The sequence below is a fragment of the Clostridium algifaecis genome, from assembly GCF_017874415.1.
GTDB lineage: Bacteria > Bacillota > Clostridia > Clostridiales > Clostridiaceae > Clostridium_B > Clostridium_B algifaecis.
This window is the reverse complement of the sequence record NZ_JAGGLM010000004.1, coordinates 141,176-167,815: the sequence shown is the minus strand read 5'-3', so window position 1 is coordinate 167,815 and position 26,640 is coordinate 141,176. Positions and strand designations below refer to the sequence as shown.

Here is a 26,640-nt window from a genome sequence, read left to right as displayed (position 1 = left end):
ATAGTACCATTCCTAAATACTTTATTTTTTATAGTAGTTTTTATTATATCTTTGCTGATATTTTTTAAACCATCAAAATCAAAATTATCTAAACATCGCCTGACGGCATCAATGCGTAGCATTTTAGTATTTTTAGGCAGCACCTTTTTAAATTTGTTCTTTTCAATCCAATGTTCTAATCTATTGAAACTTCTTATTTGAAGCATAAAACTAAATAAAACACAGAAAGTAACTGTTGAAATTTTTACTGGAGATTCTATCCTTTTGTCTTTTAAGGTATTGATTTTTTCACCTATATCATATACTCTATTAATGTAGGTGAGTAACTGTTTCAAATAACTTTTGCTCATTTTATCGGCATCCTTTTCTTTTAGTTTTTAGCAAAACCATTATAAAAAGGATGCTTTTATTATGCAAATTTTTTCTATATAATTTCCAGTAAAAATCGGAATTTATTAATTTTATTCTAAATACTCATAAACCTTTATAATCCAGAGGACTACCATCCTAAAAAAATTTTAAGTGCTAAACTTCTGGAAAAATCACATTTTTTATTTTTACCTGCAAAATCTATGTTTACCTATAATTTTAATGAGTGGTCTTGACCATATCCACGAGCTAGTTGCAGTACTCGGATTAAAATAATATACCGCCCCTCCAGAAGGATCCCATCCATTTAATGCATCTCTCGCAGCATTTAAAGAATTTTGCTCCAAATTAGCATGTATCTGACCATCCACAATAGCTGTAAAAGCTCCTGGCTGATAAATTACTCCCGCTACAGTAGATGGAAATCTTGAATCTCTGGTTCTATTTAATACTACAGATCCAACTGCTACCTGCCCTTCATAAGGCTCACCTCTAGCCTCTCCATTTATAAGTCTTGCAAGAAGAAGTTCATCCTGACTTTTAGATGCTGTTTTAGAAGATGATTTTGTATAAATTCCTAGAGCTTTTAATGTAGCATCTCCTGCTACGCCATCAGTCTTCAATCCATTTTTAGATTGAAAATATTTTACTGCAGTAAAAGTTTGATATCCATAGATATTATCTACACTTCCATTATAATATCCCCAACTCTTTAACTTTTTCTGTATATTTCCTACTACATTGCCTTTAGAACCATAGTAATATGTTACAGCTTTTACAGCATTATTATATGGAAATATAAATATGGAATTTGCTAAATAAGTTATAAGAATTAAAGCTACAAGTATTATTTCCTTTTTTAATCCAAATATTTTTCTTATCATAAAAGTGCACCTCTTCTTATACATAAATCTATAATAAAAATTTTCTATATAATACATATGTATATTGTGCATAATTAATAAAAAAGATACATAAAAAAGACTAAATTCAAATGTCTTGAATTTAGTCTTTTTTAGGCTTTTTTATTACACTACCTTCTTTTCTCTCTTTTTCCAGCATGGTATCAATATTTCCTCTACTATATCATGCATTATAACTATGCCACATAACTTATTATTATCATCCACTACCGGCAAAGAGAGAAAATCATATCTTGTGCAGATTTCTATCGCTTTATCTATATTTTCATTATGATTTATGTTCTCAACATCAGATGTCATTATATCTTTTAATTTACTTTCCGGGCTGGATAATATCAAATCTTTTAAAGATAAAACTCCCTGAATTTTTCCTTCAAAATCAGTTACGTAAATATAATGCGAAACTTCATCATCCGGCCTCATCTGCCTTAAAACATCTATAGTTTCTTTAACTGTTAAATTTATATTAAAAGAAATAAAATCCGTATTCATCATACTTCCTGCAGTTTTTTCCTTATAGTGCATAAGAGATATTACTTCTTCAGCATCCTTTTTTTTCATATTAAAGAGAATTTTAAAAGCAGTATCCTTGTCTGTTTCATCTAACATATCTGCTATTTCATCATTTGGCATATTACACAGTACTTCACTAATCTTCGACTGACTCAAATTTTCCAAAATATCGACCTGTAAATTAGGCTCTATCTCTTCCAATGTATCCGCAGCCAAGTCCTTGTCAAGACTTTCAAATACCTTTTTTCTATAGTTTACATCCATATCTTCTAATATATCTGCCAGATCTGCCGGATGCAGCTTCGATAATTTTTTATAAGAAATAGACAGTTTTAGATTTTTAGTTACCATCTCAAGAGATTGTACATTGTTCCAGATTATAAGACTATCTTCAACTTTTTTATGAAATGTTTTCATACACTTTTTCATAAGATTTTCTATTCCAAGCCTTCTTCCAATGGCAAGAACTCCAGTATCAACAGCAACAACTCTATATTCGCCTGCCATTTCCGTAATCGTAAGGTCATTTACACGAACAAGCTTTTTGCCATTTATATCAACTATCTGTTTATCAAGAAGATGTTTTGAAAGCAAATAAGAATATTTCTGCAGCATTATATCCCTTATACCTTCACCTTTAATTATAACTTTATTTCCATCCTGGAAAAAATTAATGTTTTTAAATTCACAATTTGATATTTCTGAGCCATTTTTTATCTGATATGCTATTGCCCTTGGCATACCAAGATCTGTTGCCACATAAATGTCCCACAGCTTACCTACAAATTCATTTAACTCATTGTAAACTTTTTTGTGAAGAACTTTACTCAGGAAAAAACTAGATAATCTTTTCATAAATATTCCTCCCTTATTGATATACAGAGAAACGTCTATAAAAAAATGAAATGAATTTATGAAAATTATACATTGAAATGTCTTATTTAAATAAATATATATTTTTCTGTATATCAAATATTCTATTTTGTTTTAAATTGCACCGACCTCCATAAGGGCCAATATCCATTTAATATACACCACCTATTTTGAAATAAATAAAAAAGAAGCTTAGTTAGGCTTCTCAAGACTTAAACTGTACGAGTTTTAGCACTATATAACTTAGGAATAAAATCCAGCTGCATTAAGTAAAACCTTGATTCGGTAATACCTGTTAACCCTATGGCATCTCTCGATGTTTAAGGGCAGCAGCATATGTTTATATAGGAGCCTCACCTAACAATAATTAATTATACATATAAATTAATTATATTACAAATTTATAAAAATACAACTACAAAATATAATTTGGAAATAATTTAAAATGACATATTATTTATAAATTCACTATTAAAATCATCATTCATAGATATATCAATTCCCTGTGCAATATCTATTATATGTTTCATATTTTGTTTTGTGTTTTTATTTATAATGTATTCTATTGTTCCTGAAAGAGAACTATTACCAACGATTTTGATTTTATTCAATAATTGCTTCGGTATAAGTCCTATAACCGCTGCATTTTTTAAATTAAGTTCATTTCCAAATCCTCCTGCTATATAAACTTTATATAAATCTTCATAATGGCATCCAAATTTTCTCATCAAAATTTCTATTCCAGACCTTATTGCAGACTTTGCCACCTGAATTTCTCTTATGTCTTTCTGAGTAAATACAACTTTTTGTCCGTATTCATCCGATAATGTTAAATCTATAAATTTGCCTTTCCAATTATTCCTGTCAAATTTTCCTGTACTGTCTATAATCCCACTTTTCAGCAGTTCTGCTGTTATATCTATAATTCCAGACCCACATATTCCAATTGCAGGAGCATCTCCAATAGTTTTATAGTTTATTATATAGTTTTTATTCCCATTTTTGATTTCAGTATCTATATTTATAGAATTTATGGCTCCTTCTATACTTCCTATACCACTTTCTATATTTGCACCTTCAAAAGCAGGTCCGGCTGCCGTTGATGTACAAACTATCTTGTCTTTATTTCCTAAAGCCATTTCTCCGTTTGTGCCTATGTCTATAAATAAGCATGTGTGCTCTAAATTGTAAAATTTGCAAGCTGCCATTCCCGATACTATATCTGCACCAACATAGCTCGATATGGAAGGCAATATTACAACTTTGCAATTCAACAATCTATTTTTAAAAAGTTCATAGAAACCCACTTCTAATATATCATTCGTTACAGCTGTAAAAGGATATACCGCCATAGAATCGCAAAAAAGTTCCATAAGTAAATGCTGCATTATATTATTACCTGAAATAGCAACTTCATATACATTTTTTTTATTTATTTTGGATGATCTCAATAATTTTTCTATTCCTTCTATTATATCTTCCTTCACAGAATTGCTTACATTCTTCAAGCTTTTCTCCATGCTATACTGAATTCTTGAAATGACATCTGCTCCAAACTGTCTTTGAGAATTCAATATAGAAGTACTGCTTAAAATTTTACCTGTCTCCATATTTACAAGTTTCATAGCTATTGTAGTAGTACCAACATCAATGGCAATTCCATATATATTTGATTCATCTTTCGAATTAAATACATCTATGATTACATTTTTATTGCATATCATATTAATTTCATCACTTTTATACAAAGAATACTTGCTTTGCTTTTCCGAACTTTCATTTATCAAAGTTGACAATTTTTTAAGAGCTTCAAGTGTAAATTTAAATTTTGTACTCATTTTTAAATTTACAGTATCTGTTAAACTCTTACCTGTCAAAAAGTTTTCGTCTATTTTAAGCGCAATTTTTTTAAATTCACAATCCGGGTTTATTTTATTCTTTTTAAAATCCTCCAGTATAGAAAATTTTTTAGTTTCAGTATCGGATATTTTTATGATACAGTCACTTTTAATATAAGTCTTGCAGGCCAAATATTCATTTTCATTCAATTTAATATTACCCACATCTTTTTCATGAATATTGCCATTCAAAAGTTGAACCTTGCATTTTCCACAAGTTCCATTTCCATTACAGGGCGCTGAAATTTTTATATTATTATCAATTAAATTGCCAAGTAAATTTTTTTCTGGATCAATATTTACATTATATGTATCTTCACCTTTTATAACCTTTAGTTTCATAGCCATCCCTCCAATTCAACGAAAATGCTATTTAAATCAATTATAATTTAATATCAAACTTATTTAAATAGTCTAAGTTAAATACATCATATTATTTAATTTATGTGTTATAATAACTTTCAGAGTAAATCAATTCAACCGCCAACTGAATACAAGGGAGTTTTTTAATGAAATTAAACAATAAATTTTTACCTATAAGTAAAGAAGATATGAAAAAGGAAAATATAGATCAGTTAGATTTCGTGCTTATAACAGGTGACGCTTATGTAGATCACCCCTCTTTCGGCACTGCCATAATATCAAGAGTTCTTCAAAGCGAAGGATTCACTGTTGGAATAATCGCCCAGCCAAATTGGAAAGATGATTCTGACTTTAAAAGGCTCGGTAAACCAAAACTTGGATTTTTAATTAATTCAGGAAATATAGACTCTATGGTAAATCATTACACAGCTGCCAAAAAGAAACGTCACGATGATCTATATTCTCCTGGTGGCAAATCTGGATATAGGCCTGATAGAGCTGTAATAGTATACTGCAATCGTGCAAGAGAGGCTTTTAATGATGTACCAATAATAATAGGTGGAATAGAGGCAAGCCTCAGAAGATTTGCCCATTATGATTACTGGAGCGATAAAGTAAGAAGAAGTATACTTGTGGATTCAAAAGCAGATATTTTAATATATGGTATGGGAGAAAAGACTATTGTTCAAGTAGCTAATCTATTAAAATACGGAATGAATATTAGTAAAATGAATGATGTTAGAGGTACAGTTTACTCCTCTAAAAATATAGATAATTTAAAAGATTATGTAGAAGTTCCTTCTTTTGATGAAGTTTCAAGCAGTAAAGAAGCTTATGCAGAAAGTTACAAACTTGAATACTATGAACAAGATGCTATAAGAGGAAAGGCTATTGTTCAAAAACATAGTGATAAATATATAGTTCAAAATCCACCCCAATTTCCATTAACTCAGAAAGAGATGGATATGGTATATGCTCTACCTTATACAAGAACTTATCATCCAATTTATGAAAAAATGGGTGGAATTCCAGCTATCAAGGAAGTTAGTTTTTCCATAACAAGCCATAGAGGATGCTACGGCGGCTGTTCTTTCTGTGCACTCACTTTTCACCAGGGAAGAACAATACAAAACAGAAGTCAGGAATCTATACTTGAAGAAGCGGCTCTTTTAACTACACTTGATAATTTTAAAGGATATATTCATGACGTAGGTGGCCCTACTGCAAATTTCAGGCATAGAGCATGTAAAGTTCAAGAAACTGCTGGGGTATGTAAAAACAGGCAGTGTATGTTTCCAAAGCCTTGTAAAAACTTGATAATAGACCACAGTGAATATTTGAGTCTTCTAAAAAAAATAAGAAAGATTCCAGGCATAAAAAAAGTATTTATCCGTTCCGGTATAAGATACGACTATTTAATCGAAGATAAAAATAATGATGCTTTCTTTGAAGAACTATGCAAGTACCACATAAGTGGACAGCTAAAGGTAGCACCAGAGCACATAAGTGAAAAAGTTCTTGAGCAAATGGGAAAACCTAAAATGCAGGTATATGAAAGATTTGTCAAAAAATATTTTGATATAAACAAAAAATTAAACAAAAAACAATATTTAGTTCCTTACTTAATGTCAAGTCACCCGGGCAGTGATTTAAATGCAGCTATAGAATTAGCCGAATATATAAAACACATGGGATATACCCCTGAACAGGTACAGGATTTCTATCCTACACCAGGAAGTCTTTCGACAACTATGTACTACACTGGAATAAATCCTCTAACTAATAAAAAAGTATATGTTCCTAAAAAACAATCCGAAAAAAATATGCAGAGAGCACTTCTGCAATTTTCAGCACCTAAAAATTATAGATTAGTCAAAGAGGCTTTAATAAAATGTGGAAGAGAAGATTTAATAGGTAGATCTAAAAACTGTCTAATATCTGAAAAACCACCAAGGAGAAAAAGTCATAAACATAATTGATTATTTTCTCACTTTTTTAAGTGCATATAGAAATGTAAATATAAACCACATATCACCCAATATATTTTCTGGTAAAATTCTTATATTTATAACTATAGTCAAATTTTCAATTATAGTCATTATAGAAGATAATTCTACCATATATAGCCCTAGCTTGTTTACATATTTTTTACCTGAAAATATACTGGAAATAAACAATATAAAAGTATTAAAAATTATGTATGCCCAGCATATACTTGTGGATTTTTCAAAAATCATAGTATATCCAAAGTTGTCTGCGCTTTTAATTTCTACAGGAAATTCATACATTGCAAAAATGTACAATAAAAATACAAAAAATGAAATCAAAAATACATAATTAAAACTTATATTACTTTTTCTTATAAATATATAAATTAATACAAATGCAATTATAGGAATGCCTAAAAAATTTAGAAAATAAGGTATTTTTAATAAATATAAATATCTTATATTATGAGACAAAAGCATTATAATGACACATATGTATCTAATAATCATTAAAATAATAGCAACACTACCTACTATCTTAATTTTATCAGGAGAAAATCTAATTAAATATATTGAATAAAATAACATGACAATTATAATAGCAATGACAAAAATATAAATATCAAATATCATAAATTATAACCTCATCCAACATTGATATATTTATATTTATTATTACTATTTCATTTATATTACTATTATTTATTAATTTATGTCCTATTTTACTACTTTACTCCAAGTACTTTTATACCACCTTTAATACACTCTATTGCAAGTGGAAAATCAGGTCCTTTTTCCCCATCTATGTCAGTAACTATATCTTCACTGCATTCAACTTCTATTTTATTTGCCTTAAAATATATAAGGCCTGAAGCATTTTCGAGATGATCGCCCTTTATCATATTTATAAAAAGGGCAATTATATCTTTTATCATGCCAGCTTTTATTATAATTACATCCAGCATACCATCATCGACTTTTGCTTTATAGGCAAGATTAAGATTACCAGCCGTTTGACCATTAAATACCATCATAAGGTACATATCTCCATCAAACACAGCAGTTTCAGACTTAACCTTAACCTTAAGTTTTCTTAAACTAGGCAGCTGCTCCAATCCTTTTACATAATAGGCAAGTTTACCCATTGTATTTTTTAAATTTACATCTGTTTTTTGTGATACATCTGTAAAAAGTCCAGTACTAGCTACATTTATAAAATATTTATCATTTACCTTTCCAATATCCAGTGCTTTCGGATTACTGTTTAATATCTGTTTGCAGGCTGATTTTACATCCTGAGGCATACCTATGAATTTTGCGAAATCATTTGCCGTTCCTACTGGTAATATGGCAATAGGTATATTTATATTTAATTTTTTCATACAATTTACTGCACTATCCACAGTTCCATCTCCGCCTGCTACAAGTACATAATTGTAACTTTCATCCATATCTAAAAAAGCTTCTCTAATGTTACAGTTCATTCCCAATCTAAAAGGAACCACTTCATAGCCATATTTCTGGTGTATCATAATTACTTTGTCTATATCTGAAATTATAGTATTCTCCCCAGAATATGGATTATAAATAAATTTTACTTTATTCATGAAACTCCCCTACTTCCAAGTAAACTTTCTAAAATTTATTTTTAAAGAAATTTTAATCCAATTTTAATCTAATTTTAACTATTACATTATATCATTATATACAATAAGTCTACAAGATTTACAATATATCCTGCAGACTTATTATATATTATTTTATTAAATTATCAAGTTTGATGTTTATATAAAATTTCTAATATATTGATTTACCTGTATCTGAAATACTGCTAAGTGCAGCTTCAGCTTCATTCTCACACTTTGGTTCAATAGCCAGATCTCCTAGTGAAACCACACCTACAAGGTTTCCATTTTCAATAATCGGAAGTCTCCTTATCTGTCTCTCACTCATTATTCTGGAAGCTTCAGAAGCATCCATATCTGCAGAACCTGTAACTGGATTTGAAGACATAACCTCTCTTACAACTTTAGTTTTAGAATTTTGTCCCTCGGCTGAAGATCTGATAGCTATATCTCGATCTGTTATTATACCAATGATTTTATTTCCATCACATACTGGTACAGAACCTATGTTATATTCTCTCATAAGTTCGGCAGCTCTTTCTATACTATCATTTACATTTAAACTTACTACAGATTTAGTCATTATATCCTTTATTTTCATTTATAAATCACCTCTTGAAAATTTTTTCAAGAATATTATGTGTTTTATTTAAACTTTTATTACTCGTAAATTACTGGATATTTTTTATCCTTTTTTTTAACGCTGCTGCAACTATTACCACAATAATCAAAAATATTATTGGAAGAATGAACTTTATAGAAAATGGATGTTCTATATTTTTTCCCATAAATGAATATGTAAGCATTTCAGGAAATATGCCAATAGTTGTTCCTAATATAAAATCTCTATACTTCATTTTGCTAAGTCCTGCAGCATAACTTAAAGGATCAAATGGAAATACAAATGACAATCTCATTATGGTCATAACTTTAAAGCCGTACTTTTCTATATTATTATTCAACTTCAAAGCTTTTCCTCTTAAAATCTTGTCAACAAAAGATCTTCCAAGAAATCTCGCCAGGAAAAAAGCCACTGTCGCAGATCCAAAACATCCTATCATACTTAAAATCGTAGCTATATAAGGTCCATATATATTTCCTGCAATAATTGACATAATAGATGATGGAATTATAAATAAAACTGGTTTAAATGTGTATATGATTACAAAAATAAAAGCAGAAAATTTTCCATAACTTTTTATATATCTGATAACTTTATGTATTTTTATGTGGTGTAATCTTTTTCCAAATTTTAGCATGACAAATACTATAAACATTATAAATACAATCAATAAAATATACCTTATAATTTCACTTTTATCATACTTAACATTATTTTTCATAAATTATAATTACCTCTACAACAAAATTATATTACCTATCTTTAGTATATCATAAAGCTTTTTGTATCTACTATCTATTTTTATAAATTCTATTTTAACAAAGAATATATAATTTTTCCATGAAAATTTATATCAATATATTTACTCTTACTTTTAAAATGATGTATAATATATACATATACATTTTTTTATTTATTTTTATTTTGATTTATGAGGAGTGATAACAATGGCTAAAATAGCTAAGAGCTCTGTGCCTAATGCTTTTACATTGGCGAATCTTGGCTGTGGAGTGATGTCTCTTATGATGTCTTTTCAAGAAGAATACAAACTCGCTGGTATTTTCATACTGCTTGCTTGTTTAGCAGACAGATATGATGGAAGGGTAGCCAGATATTTAAATGTATCCAGTGAATTAGGTAAAGAACTTGACTCACTTGCAGATCTAGTATCTTTCGGTGTTGCACCTTCGATATTAATATTTAGTATTTATAATTTTTCAAGTTTGGGATTATTAGGTTACATTATGGTACTTATACTTCCATTATCAGGAGCTTATAGACTTGCAAGGTTCAATATAACTGATTTTGATGGTAAATTTTTTGGAATTCCTATAACTTTTGCCGGTATGTTTTTAGCTATATTTTGTTTGATTACAATGAGAAGACCTGTTGCCATTGAGTTTTCTATATTATTAGTTATATTGCTTTCTTATCTAATGGTATGTACACATAGATTTAAAAAATTTTAATAGATGAGGGATTTATTCCCATCTATTCTTTTTTGTCATCATCTCCGTCCAGATCATTTAAAAACAATTCTTCATTAATTTCATTTTCTATATATTCCATCTTTATTTTGCCCTTAATAATTTCAGAATGCAATTCACAATAATCCATATAACATTCGCTGGATTCATTTAATACATTTATTATCCCATCAATAGTATCACCCAATTTGTTAACTCTATCTATGGCAGACTTTACATCTTTTTTATGGGCCAGAGCTATTGAATTCAACTCACCAGCACTCCCTATCAATAATCTATAGCAATTAGTCAATTTTGATAATAAATCTGCTAAATTGTCTATATCGCAATAATAATCTTCCATTATTTTTCTATGAGACATAAAATCACCTTATTTGAATTTTCAATATTATTTTTTTATGCTCGAAGATAAGCATTTACCTTTTAAGAACTAAAATAGTATCATATATCAAGCATAAAAAAATCTCCTATTACATAATCTATATATTATATGATAAGAGATTTTTATTTATTATTGTATTTATTTTTCACCTTGATGAAAGATTTTATTAATTATTTGCCATTTTATTTAAATCGTTAGCCATTACTGAAACTTCTTGAACATTAGCAGAAACCTCCTCTATTGCTGAAGTCTGCTGCTCAGTTGTTTCAAGAGTAGAGTTAGATGTTTCAAGGGTTTTATCAACTGAATCCTGTATCTTCTTAGTAAGCTCCATTATTGTTGATGCTGTTTCCTTTGAATTCTGAGATAATTTTCTTATTTCATTGGCAACAACGCCAAATCCTTTACCTGCATCTCCTGCCCTAGCAGCTTCTATAGCCGCATTTAACCCTAACATTTTTGTTTGATCCGCTATGCTTTTTATTAAATTTAATATTTCGTTTATTTCTGAAGATATACCTTTAACTCTATTTATTTCATCATTCAAAACATGCTGATTATTGCTTACATTCACAGATGAAGCTGCCAGTTCCTCCATAGTTGCTGAAATTTGATCAAAATTTTCGGAGAAATTTTTAGTAATAGTTTTTAGTGTTATTGTCTCATATCCTATTTTAGAAAGAGCATTTGCAACTATGTATAACACTTCCGCAGCTGCTTTTATATTTTTATCATCTAATTTATATACGGAATTTGCAGCATCTATATATTTATTTTTGTCTACTCCTATTTCATCTGCAACTTTTTTAAACTTTTCCTCATCAGTTTCATTATTCCTAGCCTGTCCGCCAAGTATTGTGCCTATGCATTTGCCTTTTATCATTATTGGTGCAGCAAAATCAATTAACCCTGCATGACAGGTATAAATATAGGGTTTTCCAGTTCTTGTTGCTTCATCTCCACCCCTTTTATGGGATTCTGCACATCTTCTCTTTCCGTCAGAAGTTCCCTGAGTTAAATTCAAACAAAAGTCAGTATATGAACTTGGCTTTGTTACAGGCTTTCCAGTTATATCTACAGTTACACTTGCCACATTCATACTTACTGCAAAATTATCTTGAAACTTTTGTAGCAGATCAATATCTATAACGTCTCGAATTTCAAGTGATTCTATATCTATTTCTCCACTGCCCGTCATTTTTATCATAACAATCTCCCCCTTAAACATAAATAATATCTTAATATGCTCTATATAATTATCGAACATATTGATATATAACTTAACTGAAAAGTGCTATTATTATTTGGTAATTAATTCAATATTTATTAATCATTTGCTTCCAAGTGCTCTAGCTTTCAATTTCAATCCCATTTTAGTAACAGCAAGACCTCCTAATGCTGTCTCTCTAAGCTCACATGGCATACGCCTTCCAACATCATATAATGCAGAAACAGCATCATCAAATGGTATTTTACTGTATACGCCTGCCATGACCATATCTGCAGCAGCAACAGCATTTACAGCCCCGGATGCATTTCGCTTTGCACATGGAATTTCTACAAGTCCTGCTACAGGATCACATACAAGTCCTAATACATTTTTAATAACTATAGCCCCTGCTGTAAGGCACATATCAGGTGTTCCACCCATCATTTCAACCACTGCTGCCGATGCCATGGCAGCAGCTGACCCACATTCAGCCTGGCAGCCTCCTTCTGCGCCGGCAAGAGTTGCATTCTTAGCTATTAAAACACCTACACAACTTGCTGTAAAAAGAGCTTTAACCATTTCATCATCATTTTTCCCAAGTTTTTCACAACTACTTATTACAACTGCCGGTAAAATTCCACAAGAACCTGCTGTTGGTGCTGCAACTATTTTTCCCATAGCTGCATTTACTTCTGAACAAGAAAGTGCCCTTGCCATAACTTTGATCATAAAATTTCCCGTTAAACTATTCTGTCTTTCTAGATATTCATTTAGCTTATAGGCATCGCCTCCTATAAGTCCACTTACTGATTTTACATTGTGAGTAAGTGCATAGTTAGATGACTGTTTCATAACCTCAAGATTTTTTTTCATCTTTTTAAATACTTTTTCTTCTGGTACACCTGTAGATTTAGCTTCATCTAGCAGTGCATACTGCCATATCTTCATGCTTTTTCCCCTGCATATTTTTATAAGCTCTTCTCCAGTATCAACCATATTAAGCCTCCTCAGCTATAGGATTTATACATATAGCATCTTCTATTTTTGGTATGGAAAGTACATCATCCAATAGACTATTTGGGACATGATTATCCACTTCAAAAACCATGAAAGCCGTGGAACCCTTTCCTTTTGTTCTATATACCCTCATAAAAGCTATATTTATATTGTATTTATATAGTACTTCACATACTTTCTTAACCATTCCTGGAATGTCATAGTGACTTATTACTATAGTCGGATAATCTCCGGTAAATTCTATTTTTTTACCATTTATCTCACTTATAATTATATTTCCTCCACCAATAGATGAACCAACTGCTTCAGTTATACTTCCATCCTCTTTAGTTACAATAAATTTAACTGTATTTGGATGGACATCTCCAAGATCACTCTCTATAAATTCAATTTCAATCCCCTGCTTTTTTGCTATATCTATAGAATACTTCAAGTTATCATCCCAGGGATCCATTCCTAGAATTCCAGCAACTAAAGCTTTATCAGTACCATGTCCTTTGTAAGTTTTTGCAAAAGAACCATGCAGATAAAATTTAACTTTTTTAATCTTTCCAGCTGCTACAGTTCTCACAACCTTTGCGAGCCTTGCAGCTCCAGCTGTATGTGAGCTGGAAGGTCCTACCATTATAGGTCCTAAAATATCAAAAACTCCGTATTCCCTCATAAAATCATCTCCACTTTTTAAATATCACGCCAACAATTATAATTAAACATTAAGCTAATATTTATAAAAACAACTTCCGCCTATAAATTCCCTGAGTATAGAATTATCAGGAACGAGCCCCTCATCTACATCCTTGAAAAAATTAAGAAAACTCTTTAGTCTAAGTGCTTCAGAGTAAACATCACTTGTATCCGAAATTTTATTAATTTCCTCTAAAGCATATTTTTTAAGAACACATAATTCATATACTAATGTAGAATTAAACATAACATCTGCATTCTCCTGAAATACGAAAATATTCTTTTCTTCTCCCTTTTTTACTGATGGCCATATTTTTAAAGTATCTTCTGCACTGTATCCTCTTGACATATAATCTCTTACTATTCTTCTTATTATTCTCACATCTGTAGTAGCTATTCTATTATGGTTGTCCAAATTTAATTGAGTAAGTGCACTGATATATATTTTAAATTTTTTTTCTTTTGGAATAGAGGAAGTAAGCAATTCATTTAGACCATGAATGCCTTCTATTATTATAATTCCATTTTGCGGAAGCTTTCTTTTTTTACCATTCCACTCCCTGCATCCATTTTTAAAATTAAAACTTGGCAATTCCACTTCTTCACCATTCATAAGCATTTGAAGCTGTTTATTAAACAATTTCAAATCTAGTGCATATATAGATTCAAAATCATAATTTCCATCTTCATCTTTTGGTGTATGCGCTCTATCTACAAAATAGTCGTCAAGTGAAATAGGCACAGGTATATATCCATTTACTCCAAGTTGTATTGCAAGCCTTTTTGAAAATGTAGTTTTTCCTGAAGATGTTGGCCCTGAAATTAATACTACTTTAGTTGATCTTCTCTGGCTTATCATATCTGCAATATATGCGATCTTCTTTTCATGAAGTGCTTCTGCAATTCTTATCATATAAAATATTTTATTATTTTGAATCTTGTAATTTAAAGATCCTACGTCTGACAATCCAAGTATATTATTCCACTGCTTTGTTTCATTGAATATTTTAGTAAGCTTTTTATATTCCACAAATTCAGGTAAAACTTCTGGATTGTTTTTATCAGGAAACATAAGTAAAAATCCAGAATCATATTGTATAAAATCAAATAGCTTCAAAACTCCTGTTGAATATGCCATAGGGCCATAAAAATAATCATATCTTCCATCCAATTTATACAGATTAACCTCAGAAGAACTTAAATTATTCAGCAGTTTTACCTTGTCTTCCATATTATATTTTGTAAAAATATCTATTGCTTTCTCTCTTGCAACTCTTATCTTACTTATTGGCATGTCCTTTTTTATTATTTCTAACATTCTAGCCTTTATTCTTGCTATCTCCTCTTTATTTAAAGGTGTATCTTTGATAACTTCACCAAATATACTTTTATCTAACGAATGCTCTATAATCAATTTTTTATCTTTAAATATATCATGTGCAGCCTTTATAAGAACAAATTGTAATGTTCTCTCATAAGCTCTATTTCCCATGCTATCTGTTATATCAACAGGATTAAAATCCCCACTTTCTTCTAAAGAACTGGTAAACTCAAAATATTTTCCATTTATCTTTACAAGTGTTACAGGTATATTTTGTGGTTCATAATTGTCTTTGAATACTTTATATAAGCTGGTTCCTTTTTGAATAAATTTAATCTTATTTTCTATTTTAACTTCCAATTTATTGCTACAGTTTTCAGATAAACTATCGTTGGCTATAAAATTAATTCTTGCTTCCTCCATATTTTCATCTCCTCAAATTTACCTTGCTCTAATATTATACGTCATATTTATATATAAATGTTCTAATTTTACTCATATTTTTAATATTAATGTAAAACATAAACTTGAGGTGATTTCCATGTTTATTGTACTTTTTAGAACAATTATACTTTATCTGATTGTAGTACTTTCTATGAGGCTTATGGGTAAAAAACAAATAGGTGAAATGGAACCTTTTGAACTCGTAATAGCCATTATGATATCAGAACTTGCATCACTCCCCATGCAGGATACGAGAATATCAATAATAAGAGGAATAATACCCATACTCACTCTTTTATTTTTACAAACAATTTTTGCTATGTTACAACTTAAAAGTGAAAAATTCAGATTGCTTTTAAGTGGAAAACCCAATTTATTAATAGATAAGGGTAAATTAAATTTAAAAGAGTTAAAAAATGAAAAATTCAACTTAAATGATTTGCTGGAAGAACTTAGACTTCAAGGTTATTATAATTTATCTGACATAGAATATGCCATTCTTGAAACCAGCGGGAAAATTTCAGTAATACCAAAAACAAATACAGAACCTGCAACTAAAGAGGACATGAAAATTCAATTTACACAAGAAGCACTTCCTATAACACTTGTACTGGATGGAAAGGTAAATACTGAAAATCTAAAAATGATACATAAAAATAGTAAATGGTTAAAAGATATGATGAAAAAAAATAATATACATTCGGCAGAAAAAATATTAATAGCTATGTTGGATTCTAAAGGTAAGTTTTTTTACCAGCTGAAAAATTAAGACATTAAATTATCAAAGGATTGGATGTGATAAAGTGAAAAGCTCTATAACTTCTATTATAATATTTGTGATAATGATTATTTGCATGATCTTCTCTGTAAATTATTTAAAGAAAACTAATACTTCATTAAAATATTCTTCAACTAATATAGAAAATGCTATAAAATCAAATTCATTTGAGAATGCTGAAAAACTTTTAGACGAATTTTCAAAAAATTGGGATAAAAATTCATCTAAAATATCTATATTTACAAATCATAACGAAATAGATAGTATAAATAGTGAACTTTTAAAATTAAAGCAACACATAATATATAAAAATAAAGAAGAAGCACTTGCTTCCATAAATATAATACATGGTATAATAGGGAGTATAAGTGAAATGGAAAGTTTAAATATAATAAACCTATTTTAAGCATTTGGTCCGAATATAGTTCACAAAATTTATTGAATAATTTATAATTAAAGTATGGAAAATATTAATTATATGGATTATAATGAAGTAGTATTAAACATTTAAATCCCAGTGGGACTATTTAGTTCCCATTGTACCGATTATTATATATTTTTAACATCGTTTTAAATTTAAAAATAAATTTTTGAAGGGTGGAATAGAAATGTCATTAGTTACTACAAAAGATATGTTCAAAAAAGCTTACGCTGGTAAATACTCTATAGGTGCTTTCAATATAAACAACTTAGAGATACTTCAAGGTGTAGTCAGAGGAGCTAAAGCTAAAAATTCTGCGGTTATCATACAGTGTTCAGCAGGTGCAATAAAATATGCTGGTCCAAAATATATAAGAGCAATGGTTGAAGCTGCAGTAGAGGAAACAGGCATTGATCTCGCACTTCATTTGGATCATGGTCCAGATTTTGATACTGTTAAGTTGTGTGTAGAAAACGGATTTACATCTGTCATGTTTGATGGATCACATTTTGATTATGATGAAAATGTACAAAAAACAAAAGAAGTTGCTGACTATGCTCATGCTCATGGAGTAGTCGTAGAAGCTGAACTTGGTGTTTTAGCAGGAATAGAGGATGATGTTTCTGCCGCTGAACATATATATACTGATCCAGATCAAGCTGTAGATTTTGTAGGCAAAACTGGCATTGATTCATTGGCTATAGCTATAGGTACTTCTCATGGAGCATTTAAATTTCCACCAAACTTTAAACCTGCCTTAAGATTTGATATACTAGAGAAGGTACAGGAAAAGCTTCCTAATTTCCCAATAGTTCTTCATGGAGCTTCAGCTGTTGACCAAGAAGCTGTTGCAACTTGTAACAAATTCGGTGGAAATATAGCTAACGCTAAAGGTATACCTGTAGATATGCTTAGGAAAGCTTCATCTATGGCAGTATGTAAAATAAATATGGATACAGATTTGAGATTAGCTATGACTGCTGCTATAAGAAAAACTCTTGGAGAACATCCTGAAGTATTTGATCCAAGAAAATATGTCGGCGCAGGTAGAGACTATATACAACAGGTTGTTGAAGGAAAAATAGACAACGTATTAGGCTCAGCTAACTCATTAAACTAGTTATTTAGTTAAACCCCATTTAACTAAAATTATAAAAACTTATATTTTGTAAATTAATCCCTATACATTATGTAGAGGGATTAATTTTTTTTTAACTTTATGATATAATTCAAAATAGTGACAATTTTAAAAAGCGAGTTGATATAAGTGCAGGAATTGGAAACAAGAATAATCAAAATTAATGTTTGTGATATAAAAAAGAGACTTCAATCTATAAACGCTTCCAAGGTAAAAATGGAAAATCAAACAAACAATATATATGATTTCAAAGACAAACATTTAATAAATAATAAAGGATATGCTAGAATAAGAATAGTAGAAAATATGCTTACCAAAAAAGTTGATTACTATATGACTACAAAAAAGCTTGTAAGCCAGGGAATCTATAAGATAATGGATGAAAATGAAGTTAAAATATCTGATGGGAAAACAGGAGAAAAAATATTTCAGTCCCTCGGACTTGAATTGCAGCAATCCATAAAAAGATATAGAGAAAGCTATAAATATAAAAATAGTCTTATAGAAATAGATATAAATGATAAGTCATTCTGCCCTTTTCCTTATTTAGAAATTGAAACAGCGGAAACTGACGAGCTCAAAGAAATTGTTAATCTTTTAGGTTACACAATTCATGATACTACATCGGATACAATATATGACATACTAAAAAAAGAAAGGTAAAATTTAATGTTTGGTTATGTTACCCCATGTATTCCAGAATTAAAGGTAAAAGATTTTGAAAAATTCAAAGCATATTATTGTGGATTGTGCAGATCCATAAAAAGTAATATAGGTAATTTTCCTAGAATAGCATTGAATTATGATATGACCTTCCTTGCCATACTTTTAGATAGCCTGTCAGAAGATAAAATTATATACAAAAGGGAAGTATGCTTAATTCATCCTACAAAGAAAAAGACTATACTGCAGGATACGTCTGCCTTAAAGTATGCAGCCTTTTTTAATATTTGTTTAAGCTACTATAAACTTTTAGATAACATTCAGGATGATGATTCCAAAAAAGATAAATTTTTATCGTATAGTTTCAAAAGATATTTAAACAAACTTCCTGAAAGCTTTAAACCAAATATAAAATATATAAAAAATAGTTTATATAAACTATCAGATATTGAAAATAACGCTGAAAATAAAACCTTTGATAGTATATGCCACCACTTTTCAGATCTTACTGCTTTTATATTATCAAATTACTCACATAAAGATAGTGAAAATTTATATTGGCTGGGGTATAATCTAGGAAAATGGATTTATATAATAGATTCTTTAGATGATTTAAAGAAAGATATGAGAAACGGTAATTTTAATGTGTTAAATCATTGTTTTAACAATAAAAATTTAAGTTATGATAAGTTTTATTTAGAAATTAAAGCTAAAGTTGATTTTATTTTGGGAACATGTGCTTCAAGATGCATGGATTTTTTTAACAAACTTCCCATAATAAAAAATAGGGAATTGCTTTATAATATTTTGCAATATGGACTTTTAGAAAAAATGGATAAAGTGTTTATGAGAGGAGCCTATAAAAATGAAAAATCCTTATGAAGTGCTTGGTATAAATGAAAATGCTTCAAAAGATGAAATCAAAAAAGCCTACAGACAACTGGCAAAAAAATATCATCCAGATCAATATGGAAATAATCCTTTGAAAGATCTGGCAGAAGATAAAATGAGAGATATAAATGAAGCTTATGATTATCTCATGAAAAGTGGATCAAATTCAAATTACGGAAATAACTCTTACAACAATAATGATAGTAACTATTCAGGTGAAGATTCAGGACTTTATAAATCTATTGAAGTTGATATAAATAATGGAGATTTGAGAAGTGCAGAACAAAAGCTCGCAGAATGCCGTTCAAGAGACGCAGAGTGGAATTACCTTATGGGAATACTTAATCTTAGAAAAGGCTGGTACAATGATGCGTTTAACAATTTAAACACAGCTTGCAGTCTTGATCCAAATAACTTTAAATACAGAGAAGCATTAAATAAACTTCAAAATATGAATAATACATACAGACAACCATATTACAATACAAGAAGACAAGATTCAGATATATGTAACATTTGTGCAACACTTTATTGCTTAGACTGTCTATGCGGCGGCGGTGGCGGCGGCTGCTAACATACATAATTTTTTATAATTATGAAATTCAAATGGAGGTATAACAATGGATAATAATCTAAATAAATCTAAATACATGGCTACTGGCGGACTGCTAACAGGTGTTGGGATAATTCTAGTTTATTTAAGCGGAATAGTTCCTGTAAATAAAATGTATATACTTGCAGTAGCATCTTTTATTATACCTCTTTCAATACTAACAACAAATTTAAAAAACACAATATCACTTTATATTTCAACTTCTATACTTTCTCTTTTGATATGTGGAATTAAATTTACAGTTATAGCTTATATACTATTTTTTGGATTATATGGATTAGTTAAATTCTATATAGAACGAATAAGAAAATTATTTATAGAAATAATTTTAAAATTAGCTTTTTTTAATATTTGTACAATAACATTACTTTATATTTATAAATTGTTTTTTCCTGGATTATTCAATATAAAATATAACATTTACCTTGTTATAATCGGGCTTCAAATAGTTTTTCTGATATATGACTATCTTTTAACCTTAATTATAAATTTTATAAATAGAAAACTTAATAAATAATGTCATTATTTATTAAAATCTTGAATTTTATGTTGACATATTAATATAAAATGGTATAATATTTTATGTTGACAGCTTACAACAGTGTGATGCCCATTCGCCAAATGGTAAGGCACCTGTCTCTGGAACAGGTATGTGTTGGTTCGAATCCAGCATGGGCAGCCAAAGAACTCTTCTTTTGAGTTCTTTTTTTTAAATTATTCTTGACAAAATGTTATTATATATTATAAAATGTGAGATAAGTTAACATTAGCTTTGAATAAGGATCAGTAATATTTATATTTCTAAAGAGAGCTGCTATCTGGTGAAAGGCGGCGTAATTTAAAGTATGAACTCACCTTATGAGCTTATCTGAAAAAATCAGATACGGTATAAAGCCGTTATATTTTAAGTGAAATCAATTGTTGATTTAATTAGAGTGGTACCGCGGAAATTAAACTTTTCGTCTCTTTAGCAGAGATGAAAAGTTTTTTATATTTTGAATAAAAATAGAGTCACTTCATATTTAAACTGCAAGCTAATTATAAACAAGGGAGAGATTTTATATGTACAGCACTAAAATTGATAAAAAATGGCAAAAAAAATGGGAAGACACACATATTTATAAATTTGATGAAAACAATATAAAAAATAAATTATATGTACTAGAAATGTTTTCTTATCCATCTGGAAGCAGACTTCACGCAGGACATTGGTTTAATTACGCCCCTGTAGACTCCTGGGCTAGATTAAAAAGGATGCAGGGATATAATGTATTCCAGCCAATGGGATTTGATTCATTTGGCCTTCCTGCTGAAAATTACGCTATTAAAACAGGAATACATCCAAGTGATTCTACAGAAAAAAATATAGCTACTATGGAAAAACAATTACGTTCCATGGGTGCAATGTTCAATTGGGAAAACGAAGTAATTACCTGCCATCCTGATTATTACAAGTGGAATCAGTGGTTATTTCTGCAATTATACAAACATGGTCTAGCTTATAGGAAAAATGCTCCAGTAAACTGGTGCCCTAGTTGTAAAACAGTTCTCGCAAATGAGCAGGTACAGGATGGTTTCTGTGAAAGATGCGGTACTGAAGTTACTAAAAAAGATTTGACTCAATGGTTTTTTAAAATTACAGATTATGCCGAAGAACTTCTTCAATATTTAGATAAACTTGACTGGCCAGAAAAAACAAAAGCCATGCAAAGACACTGGATAGGTAAATCTACAGGTTCAAATGTAACCTTCAAGGTTGTAGACTCGGATATCGAATTCAGTGTATTTACTACAAGAGTTGATACATTATTCGGTGTTACTTATGTTGTATTGTCTCCTGAAAATAAATTAGTAGATAAACTAACTAAAGAACAATATAAAGATGCCGTAGAAAAATATAAGGATGCTGCTAAAAAGCAAAGCGAAATTGAAAGACAGTCAATTACTCGAGAAAAAACCGGTGTATTTAGTGGTTCTTATGCCATAAATCCTATAAACGGAAGAAAAGTTCCTATATGGATAGGTGACTATGTATTAAATACCTATGGTACTGGAGCTGTAATGGCAGTTCCTGCCCATGATGAAAGGGATTTTGATTTTGCAACAAAATACAAACTTCCTATTGAAAGAGTTATAGAAGGAGGAGATAGTCTTCCTTATGTACAATACGGCAAAATAATAAACAGCGGCGAATTTAATGGTTTAACTACAAAAGAGGGTAAAAAAGCTATAACTGAAAAACTCGAAAGTATGGGGCTTGGTTCTGGAAAAGTAAATTATAGATTAAGAGACTGGCTCGTATCAAGGCAAAGATACTGGGGAACTCCTATTCCTGTAGTATATTGTGAAAAATGTGGAGTAGTTCCAATACCTGAAGATCAGCTGCCTGTTAAACTTCCATACAATGTAGAATTTTCTCCAGATGGTAAATCTCCTCTTTTAAAGTCTGAAGAATTTATGAATACTACCTGTCCTCATTGTGGTGGTCCTGCAAAAAGAGAAGCTGATACATTAGATACCTTTGTATGTTCTTCCTGGTATTATTTAAGATATGTTGACAATAAGAACAGTGAAAAGCCTTTTGATAAAGAAAAAATAGATAAAATGCTTCCTGTTGATATGTACGTAGGTGGTCCTGAACATGCTTGTATGCACCTTTTATATGCCAGATTTATAACCAAAGCACTTAGAGATATGGGATTCATAGATTTTGACGAGCCATTTTCATCACTTAGACATCAGGGAATAATACTTGGTCCTGATGGTCAAAAAATGAGTAAATCAAAAGGCAATACAATCTCACCCGATGACTGCATAGAAGAATATGGTGCTGATGTATTTAGAATGTACCTGATGTTTGGATTCGACTATGCAGAAGGTGGTGCATGGAACGAAGACGGAATTAAATCAATGGGAAAATTTGTAGATAGAATAGAAAGAACTATAGATCAAATAAAAGATACAATTAAAGATCCTGAAAACAATAAAACTTCTATGGATGATGCTGAAAAGGAATTGAATTATGTAAGAAACTTTTCTATAAAATCAGTATCTGAAGACACTAATAAATTTCAGTTTAATACATCCATTGCAAGAATCATGGAATTTACAAATGCTATTTCAAAATACTTAAAAGTTGAAAATAAGAACGTAAAATTTTTACAGGATACTATACTTGATTTTATAAAGATACTATCTCCTTTTGCACCACATTTTTCAGAAGAACAGTGGGAGTCTCTAGGACAACATTATTCAATATTTAATGAAAAATGGCCTGAATTTGATCCAAAAGCTCTTGTAAAAGATACTATTGAAATTGCAATTCAGGTTAATGGAAAGATAAGGTCAAAAATAAATATATCAAGTGATTTATCTGAAGATGATATAAAAGAAAAGTCTCTAGCAGAAGAAAATGTAAAATCAGCTATAGGGGATAAATCCATTAAAAAGATTATAGTAGTAAAAGGACGACTTGTGAATATAGTTGCCAAATAAATTTATAAATAACAGTTTTATAAGGAGCAGTAAATAATTATTATATTTGCTGTTCCTTTAATTATTATAAATTATCCATTCCATTTTATTGTCTATTATACATTTGAATTGTTTTCTCAGTAAATTTTAATAAGTTTACAAGGTCTAAAACTTCTCCTTCTTCAATCACCTTATTTAGCTGTTTTTGGCATCTGGTAGAATCGGTTAATTTACCCATGGATGAAAGTGTGATTATATTATTCATTATATCTGAAACAAGACTGGACTTTACTTCAAATAATTTTTGGGCATCCTTTATTTCATCTTTAATTTCCAACATTTGTCCGTCAAGTTTGAATGCCAGATCTGCTGCACTTTTAAGTTTGTCCTTAATAGCATCTGGTATTTCATGTTTATATTTATAATTTAATGAATGTTCTATAGTTGCCCAAAAATTCATTGCAAGAGTCCTTATCTGAAATTCAGCCAGTATGTCTTTTTCTCCTTCTGCCATATTTACAGGATATTTTATTATTATATGATAACTTCTATATCCACTTTTTTTTACATTAGTTACATAATCCTTTTCATACATTATCTGCATATCTTTTCTATTTCTTATTATCTCTACTACTTTTTTAACATCATCTACAAATTGGCACATAACTCTAATACCTGCTATATCTTCCATCTCATATCCTATCCTGTTAAAAGGTATGTCGAACTTATCTGCTTTTTCAAGTATACTTGATATCTCTTTTACTCTACCTGTTACAAATTCTATAGGGGAATACTCATTTCTTCTTCTATATTCACGTCTTATGCTCTTTAATTTTACTTTCAATTCTTCAACTGCCTGTTCATATGGTATTAAAAATGTTTTCCACTCAGCCATCGCCATATTTTATTCACTCCCATGTAGATATACGTTCTTGTTCCTAACTCAAGCTAAAATTATTTTATACTAAAAATCTTATAAAATCAAAACCTAATTTAAAACAATTACATCATTAAATAAAACTATCTTTATATTTTTCTGATATAATTATATTATATTACTATATTAATTAACGAGGGTGAAATTTTATATGTCTAAAGAAATAAATAACACAATTTTATATAATCCAGATGAACAACTATCTATGTTATACAACAGAAAAGTAACTTGCCCTGTATGTGAAGCAGTATTTAATGCCAAGTCTATTAAAAAGAATTCATATAGAATTTTAAAAAAAGATTCCGATTTTTTTATAAGATATTCCAGAATAAGCCCATATTTTTACGATGTTTGGGTATGTAATGAATGTGGATATGCATCAATAAAAACTGATTTTGAAAACTTAAGTGATTACGCTGCTGATAAAATAAGAGAAAAAATAACTCCTAAGTGGCATAAAAAAAACTATCCTGAAGTTTATGACATAAATATAGCTATACAGAGATATAAATTATCTTTATTGAATTATTACACTATAGGTGCTAGAGAAAGCAAAAAAGCAATGAATTATTTAAAACTAGCATGGATGTACAGGCTTAAAGAAGATGATAAAAATGAACTTCAATTTTTAAATCAAGCTTTAGAGAATTTAAGTACTGCCTATTATAATGAACCATCCCCTATATATGGAATGAATAAATTCACCACAATGTACCTAATAGGCGAACTAAAAAGACGTCTAGATAAAAGCGAAGATTCTTTGATATGGTTCAGCCAGATAATAACATCTACTATGTCTCCACAGAAAATTAAGGACTTAGCCCGTACTCAAAAAGATTTAATAAAAAGTGAACCTTCTGAAAAAGAACCTGAATTAGAAAATAAGAGTAATAAAAAAGATGGTGGATTTTTTTCTAAATTTCACTGATAGATATTATAAATTAGTATATGAAATGAAAGTAAGAGTACTTTTTATAAAAATCATTTAACTCTTACCTTCATTGTTTTAAATTATTTGTATAGGATTGAAGTTTATATAATCCGAAGATGTTAGTATATATTCTACTCCATCTACCAATCCATTTATTGCTTTTGAAAGTGCTTCACCATGTAAATGTCCATATATAACTTTTTTTATCCCATATTCTTTAAATATATCTATAAAACCAGAATTCATAAACCTTTCACCTATTGGCGGATAATGAAGCATTACGATAAATTTTTTGTATCCATTCTTTACTGAAGAATCCAAGGAATTCCTCAATCTTAGAAGCTCTCTATTGTAAATTTTTTCGTCATGCTCAGTAAAATTTTCGTTACCCGGGCAGCTCCATCCCCGTGTTCCACAAATAGCGTATTCTTCATATACGAAAAAATTATTTTGGATAAAGTTCATATCACTATATAAACTATTTAATTTAGTGATACTATTCCACCAATAATCATGATTTCCTTTTATAAGTATTTTTCTTCCAGGGAGAGAATGAATCCAATCTAAATCCAAAAATCCATTTTTCATATCCATAGACCAAGATATATCACCTGAGATTAGGACTGTATCTTCATCTTTAACTTTATTTATCCAGTTACACTTTATTTTTTTATCATGCTCAAACCAATTTTTCCCGAATATATACATAGGTTTATTTCCACTTTGATCCAGGTGTAAGTCTGATATTGCAAACAGAGACAATTAATCACCTTCCATGTATGTCATTATTATAGCTTAACTTATGCTGCCATCAATATTAACTATATAAGCTATTACTTTAGCCACAGCATCATATAATTCAACCGGTATATTACCGCCTACATCTACATTGACCAAAAGATTTGCAAGCTCTTCGTCATATACTACAGGCACCTTGGCTTCTTTTGCTGTTTTAAGTATATTATCAGCTATTTGACCAATTCCTGCAGCTGTAACCATAGGTGCTTCATATCCAGAATCATATTTTAAAGCTGCCGCCTTTTTTCTTTTATCCATAATACTATACCCCACATTT

27 protein-coding genes, 1 tRNA gene, 1 riboswitch and 1 other annotated feature are annotated in these 26,640 nt (G+C 29.7%); of the genes, 12 read left to right on the top strand and 16 right to left on the bottom strand.

The features are described from left to right. From J2Z42_RS05445 to J2Z42_RS05430, 4 genes are all read right to left on the bottom strand, one after another. The coding region (locus J2Z42_RS05445) for a hypothetical protein (protein ID WP_342589998.1) at positions 1–350 on the bottom strand (350 nt) is incomplete at its 3' end. A gap of 207 nt (positions 351–557) precedes the next feature. Beyond that, positions 558–1,253 carry a spore cortex-lytic enzyme gene (gene sleB, locus J2Z42_RS05440; RefSeq protein WP_209701627.1) on the bottom strand — a complete coding sequence of 232 codons (696 nt, stop codon included), beginning with the start codon at positions 1,251–1,253 and terminating at the stop codon, positions 558–560. Positions 1,254–1,397: 144 nt separating this feature from the next. Next, entirely contained in the window at positions 1,398–2,660 is a 1,263-nt protein-coding gene (locus J2Z42_RS05435; RefSeq protein WP_209701625.1) for a magnesium transporter, read from the bottom strand. A 227-nt stretch (positions 2,661–2,887) separates the two neighbouring features. Beyond that, positions 2,888–3,050, bottom strand: a riboswitch (M-box (ykoK) riboswitch). A 68-nt stretch (positions 3,051–3,118) separates the two neighbouring features. Continuing rightward, on the bottom strand, positions 3,119–4,918 hold the full coding sequence (locus tag J2Z42_RS05430; protein ID WP_209701623.1) for an ASKHA domain-containing protein: 1,800 nt from the start codon (positions 4,916–4,918) through the stop codon (positions 3,119–3,121). Between the two features lie 167 nt (positions 4,919–5,085). Here J2Z42_RS05430 and J2Z42_RS05425 point away from each other — a divergent pair, with 167 nt between their 5' ends. Continuing rightward, complete coding sequence (locus J2Z42_RS05425) at positions 5,086–6,918, top strand: YgiQ family radical SAM protein (RefSeq protein ID WP_209701621.1); 1,833 nt, start codon at positions 5,086–5,088, stop codon at positions 6,916–6,918. Here J2Z42_RS05425 and J2Z42_RS05420 read toward each other — a convergent pair whose 3' ends face one another. The 4 genes from J2Z42_RS05420 to J2Z42_RS05405 form a co-directional block, all read right to left on the bottom strand. Beyond that, complete coding sequence (locus J2Z42_RS05420; protein ID WP_209701619.1) at positions 6,919–7,560, bottom strand: hypothetical protein; 642 nt, start codon at positions 7,558–7,560, stop codon at positions 6,919–6,921. It lies immediately after the preceding gene. A 92-nt stretch (positions 7,561–7,652) separates the two neighbouring features. Continuing rightward, positions 7,653–8,534: a YegS/Rv2252/BmrU family lipid kinase gene (locus J2Z42_RS05415; RefSeq protein WP_209701617.1), complete on the bottom strand. Its 882-nt coding sequence runs from the start codon at positions 8,532–8,534 to the stop codon at positions 7,653–7,655. Between the two features lie 190 nt (positions 8,535–8,724). After that, positions 8,725–9,153 (bottom strand): CBS domain-containing protein, encoded by a 429-nt coding sequence (locus J2Z42_RS05410; protein WP_209701615.1) that lies wholly within the window; start codon positions 9,151–9,153, stop codon positions 8,725–8,727. A gap of 70 nt (positions 9,154–9,223) precedes the next feature. Further along, a complete protein-coding gene (locus tag J2Z42_RS05405; RefSeq protein ID WP_209701613.1) occupies positions 9,224–9,895 on the bottom strand; it encodes a TVP38/TMEM64 family protein in 672 nt (223 codons plus the stop codon). Between the two features lie 226 nt (positions 9,896–10,121). Here J2Z42_RS05405 and pssA point away from each other — a divergent pair, with 226 nt between their 5' ends. Further along, positions 10,122–10,643 (top strand): CDP-diacylglycerol--serine O-phosphatidyltransferase, encoded by a 522-nt coding sequence (gene pssA / locus J2Z42_RS05400; RefSeq protein ID WP_209701611.1) that lies wholly within the window; start codon positions 10,122–10,124, stop codon positions 10,641–10,643. 22 nt (positions 10,644–10,665) lie between these two features. On the opposite strand, the gene J2Z42_RS05395 is transcribed toward pssA, so the two are convergent. From J2Z42_RS05395 to J2Z42_RS05375, 5 genes are all read right to left on the bottom strand, one after another. Continuing rightward, entirely contained in the window at positions 10,666–11,022 is a 357-nt protein-coding gene (locus tag J2Z42_RS05395) for a hypothetical protein (RefSeq protein WP_209701609.1), read from the bottom strand. A gap of 187 nt (positions 11,023–11,209) precedes the next feature. Further along, positions 11,210–12,250 (bottom strand): PocR ligand-binding domain-containing protein, encoded by a 1,041-nt coding sequence (locus J2Z42_RS05390; protein WP_209701607.1) that lies wholly within the window; start codon positions 12,248–12,250, stop codon positions 11,210–11,212. A gap of 123 nt (positions 12,251–12,373) precedes the next feature. After that, positions 12,374–13,249, bottom strand: a complete 876-nt coding sequence (sdaAA, locus tag J2Z42_RS05385) for an L-serine ammonia-lyase, iron-sulfur-dependent, subunit alpha (RefSeq protein WP_209701605.1) — start codon at positions 13,247–13,249, stop codon at positions 12,374–12,376. 1 nt (position 13,250) lies between these two features. Then, positions 13,251–13,934: an L-serine ammonia-lyase, iron-sulfur-dependent subunit beta gene (gene sdaAB / locus J2Z42_RS05380; protein ID WP_209701604.1), complete on the bottom strand. Its 684-nt coding sequence runs from the start codon at positions 13,932–13,934 to the stop codon at positions 13,251–13,253. Between the two features lie 54 nt (positions 13,935–13,988). After that, a complete protein-coding gene (locus J2Z42_RS05375) occupies positions 13,989–15,698 on the bottom strand; it encodes a nucleoside kinase (protein ID WP_209701602.1) in 1,710 nt (569 codons plus the stop codon). Between the two features lie 118 nt (positions 15,699–15,816). On the opposite strand from J2Z42_RS05375, the gene J2Z42_RS05370 reads away from it, so the two are divergent. From J2Z42_RS05370 to leuS, 9 genes are all read left to right on the top strand, one after another. Continuing rightward, complete coding sequence (locus tag J2Z42_RS05370) at positions 15,817–16,488, top strand: DUF421 domain-containing protein (RefSeq protein ID WP_209701600.1); 672 nt, start codon at positions 15,817–15,819, stop codon at positions 16,486–16,488. 34 nt (positions 16,489–16,522) lie between these two features. Then, positions 16,523–16,903, top strand: a complete 381-nt coding sequence (locus tag J2Z42_RS05365; RefSeq protein WP_209701598.1) for a DUF4363 family protein — start codon at positions 16,523–16,525, stop codon at positions 16,901–16,903. Positions 16,904–17,105: 202 nt separating this feature from the next. Next, complete coding sequence (fba, locus tag J2Z42_RS05360) at positions 17,106–18,038, top strand: class II fructose-1,6-bisphosphate aldolase (protein WP_209701596.1); 933 nt, start codon at positions 17,106–17,108, stop codon at positions 18,036–18,038. A gap of 147 nt (positions 18,039–18,185) precedes the next feature. Next, on the top strand, positions 18,186–18,719 hold the full coding sequence (locus J2Z42_RS05355; protein WP_209701595.1) for a class IV adenylate cyclase: 534 nt from the start codon (positions 18,186–18,188) through the stop codon (positions 18,717–18,719). A gap of 6 nt (positions 18,720–18,725) precedes the next feature. Further along, complete coding sequence (locus J2Z42_RS05350; protein WP_209701593.1) at positions 18,726–19,601, top strand: DUF5685 family protein; 876 nt, start codon at positions 18,726–18,728, stop codon at positions 19,599–19,601. Then, the gene (locus J2Z42_RS05345) at positions 19,585–20,184 is read left to right on the top strand and encodes a J domain-containing protein (RefSeq protein ID WP_209701591.1); all 600 of its coding nucleotides are present in this window, start codon (positions 19,585–19,587) and stop codon (positions 20,182–20,184) included. The genes J2Z42_RS05350 and J2Z42_RS05345 overlap by 17 nt, the downstream gene beginning before the upstream one ends. A 46-nt stretch (positions 20,185–20,230) precedes the next feature. Continuing rightward, positions 20,231–20,740, top strand: a complete 510-nt coding sequence (locus J2Z42_RS05340; protein ID WP_209701589.1) for a hypothetical protein — start codon at positions 20,231–20,233, stop codon at positions 20,738–20,740. Between the two features lie 90 nt (positions 20,741–20,830). Next, positions 20,831–20,905, top strand: a tRNA-Gln gene (locus J2Z42_RS05335). Between the two features lie 81 nt (positions 20,906–20,986). Next, positions 20,987–21,193, top strand: a binding site (T-box leader). Positions 21,194–21,285: 92 nt separating this feature from the next. After that, positions 21,286–23,718 carry a leucine--tRNA ligase gene (gene leuS / locus J2Z42_RS05330; RefSeq protein WP_209701587.1) on the top strand — a complete coding sequence of 811 codons (2,433 nt, stop codon included), beginning with the start codon at positions 21,286–21,288 and terminating at the stop codon, positions 23,716–23,718. 85 nt (positions 23,719–23,803) lie between these two features. Here leuS and yjbM read toward each other — a convergent pair whose 3' ends face one another. Beyond that, positions 23,804–24,598 (bottom strand): GTP diphosphokinase, encoded by a 795-nt coding sequence (yjbM, locus tag J2Z42_RS05325; protein WP_209701584.1) that lies wholly within the window; start codon positions 24,596–24,598, stop codon positions 23,804–23,806. Between the two features lie 187 nt (positions 24,599–24,785). Here yjbM and J2Z42_RS05320 point away from each other — a divergent pair, with 187 nt between their 5' ends. Continuing rightward, positions 24,786–25,562: a DUF2225 domain-containing protein gene (locus tag J2Z42_RS05320; protein WP_209701582.1), complete on the top strand. Its 777-nt coding sequence runs from the start codon at positions 24,786–24,788 to the stop codon at positions 25,560–25,562. Positions 25,563–25,640: 78 nt separating this feature from the next. Here the strand turns inward: J2Z42_RS05320 and J2Z42_RS05315 are convergent, their stop codons facing one another. Next, the gene (locus J2Z42_RS05315; RefSeq protein WP_209701580.1) at positions 25,641–26,327 is read right to left on the bottom strand and encodes a metallophosphoesterase; all 687 of its coding nucleotides are present in this window, start codon (positions 26,325–26,327) and stop codon (positions 25,641–25,643) included. Between the two features lie 33 nt (positions 26,328–26,360). Continuing rightward, the gene (locus J2Z42_RS05310; RefSeq protein WP_209701561.1) at positions 26,361–26,621 is read right to left on the bottom strand and encodes an EscU/YscU/HrcU family type III secretion system export apparatus switch protein; all 261 of its coding nucleotides are present in this window, start codon (positions 26,619–26,621) and stop codon (positions 26,361–26,363) included. Positions 26,622–26,640 lie beyond the last annotated feature (19 nt).

Coding starts and splice junctions, on each gene's coding strand:
- sleB (WP_209701627.1), bottom strand. CDS start 1,253: ATGATAAGAAAAATATTTGGATTAAAAAAGGAAATAATACTTGTAGCT.
- J2Z42_RS05435 (WP_209701625.1), bottom strand. CDS start 2,660: ATGAAAAGATTATCTAGTTTTTTCCTGAGTAAAGTTCTTCACAAAAAA.
- J2Z42_RS05430 (WP_209701623.1), bottom strand. CDS start 4,918: ATGAAACTAAAGGTTATAAAAGGTGAAGATACATATAATGTAAATATT.
- J2Z42_RS05425 (WP_209701621.1), top strand. CDS start 5,086: ATGAAATTAAACAATAAATTTTTACCTATAAGTAAAGAAGATATGAAA.
- J2Z42_RS05420 (WP_209701619.1), bottom strand. CDS start 7,560: ATGATATTTGATATTTATATTTTTGTCATTGCTATTATAATTGTCATG.
- J2Z42_RS05415 (WP_209701617.1), bottom strand. CDS start 8,534: ATGAATAAAGTAAAATTTATTTATAATCCATATTCTGGGGAGAATACT.
- J2Z42_RS05410 (WP_209701615.1), bottom strand. CDS start 9,153: ATGAAAATAAAGGATATAATGACTAAATCTGTAGTAAGTTTAAATGTA.
- J2Z42_RS05405 (WP_209701613.1), bottom strand. CDS start 9,895: ATGAAAAATAATGTTAAGTATGATAAAAGTGAAATTATAAGGTATATT.
- pssA (WP_209701611.1), top strand. CDS start 10,122: ATGGCTAAAATAGCTAAGAGCTCTGTGCCTAATGCTTTTACATTGGCG.
- J2Z42_RS05395 (WP_209701609.1), bottom strand. CDS start 11,022: ATGTCTCATAGAAAAATAATGGAAGATTATTATTGCGATATAGACAAT.
- J2Z42_RS05390 (WP_209701607.1), bottom strand. CDS start 12,250: ATGATAAAAATGACGGGCAGTGGAGAAATAGATATAGAATCACTTGAA.
- sdaAA (WP_209701605.1), bottom strand. CDS start 13,249: ATGGTTGATACTGGAGAAGAGCTTATAAAAATATGCAGGGGAAAAAGC.
- sdaAB (WP_209701604.1), bottom strand. CDS start 13,934: ATGAGGGAATACGGAGTTTTTGATATTTTAGGACCTATAATGGTAGGA.
- J2Z42_RS05375 (WP_209701602.1), bottom strand. CDS start 15,698: ATGGAGGAAGCAAGAATTAATTTTATAGCCAACGATAGTTTATCTGAA.
- J2Z42_RS05370 (WP_209701600.1), top strand. CDS start 15,817: ATGTTTATTGTACTTTTTAGAACAATTATACTTTATCTGATTGTAGTA.
- fba (WP_209701596.1), top strand. CDS start 17,106: ATGTCATTAGTTACTACAAAAGATATGTTCAAAAAAGCTTACGCTGGT.
- J2Z42_RS05350 (WP_209701593.1), top strand. CDS start 18,726: ATGTTTGGTTATGTTACCCCATGTATTCCAGAATTAAAGGTAAAAGAT.
- J2Z42_RS05345 (WP_209701591.1), top strand. CDS start 19,585: ATGAAAAATCCTTATGAAGTGCTTGGTATAAATGAAAATGCTTCAAAA.
- J2Z42_RS05340 (WP_209701589.1), top strand. CDS start 20,231: ATGGATAATAATCTAAATAAATCTAAATACATGGCTACTGGCGGACTG.
- leuS (WP_209701587.1), top strand. CDS start 21,286: ATGTACAGCACTAAAATTGATAAAAAATGGCAAAAAAAATGGGAAGAC.
- yjbM (WP_209701584.1), bottom strand. CDS start 24,598: ATGGCGATGGCTGAGTGGAAAACATTTTTAATACCATATGAACAGGCA.
- J2Z42_RS05320 (WP_209701582.1), top strand. CDS start 24,786: ATGTCTAAAGAAATAAATAACACAATTTTATATAATCCAGATGAACAA.
- J2Z42_RS05310 (WP_209701561.1), bottom strand. CDS start 26,621: ATGGATAAAAGAAAAAAGGCGGCAGCTTTAAAATATGATTCTGGATAT.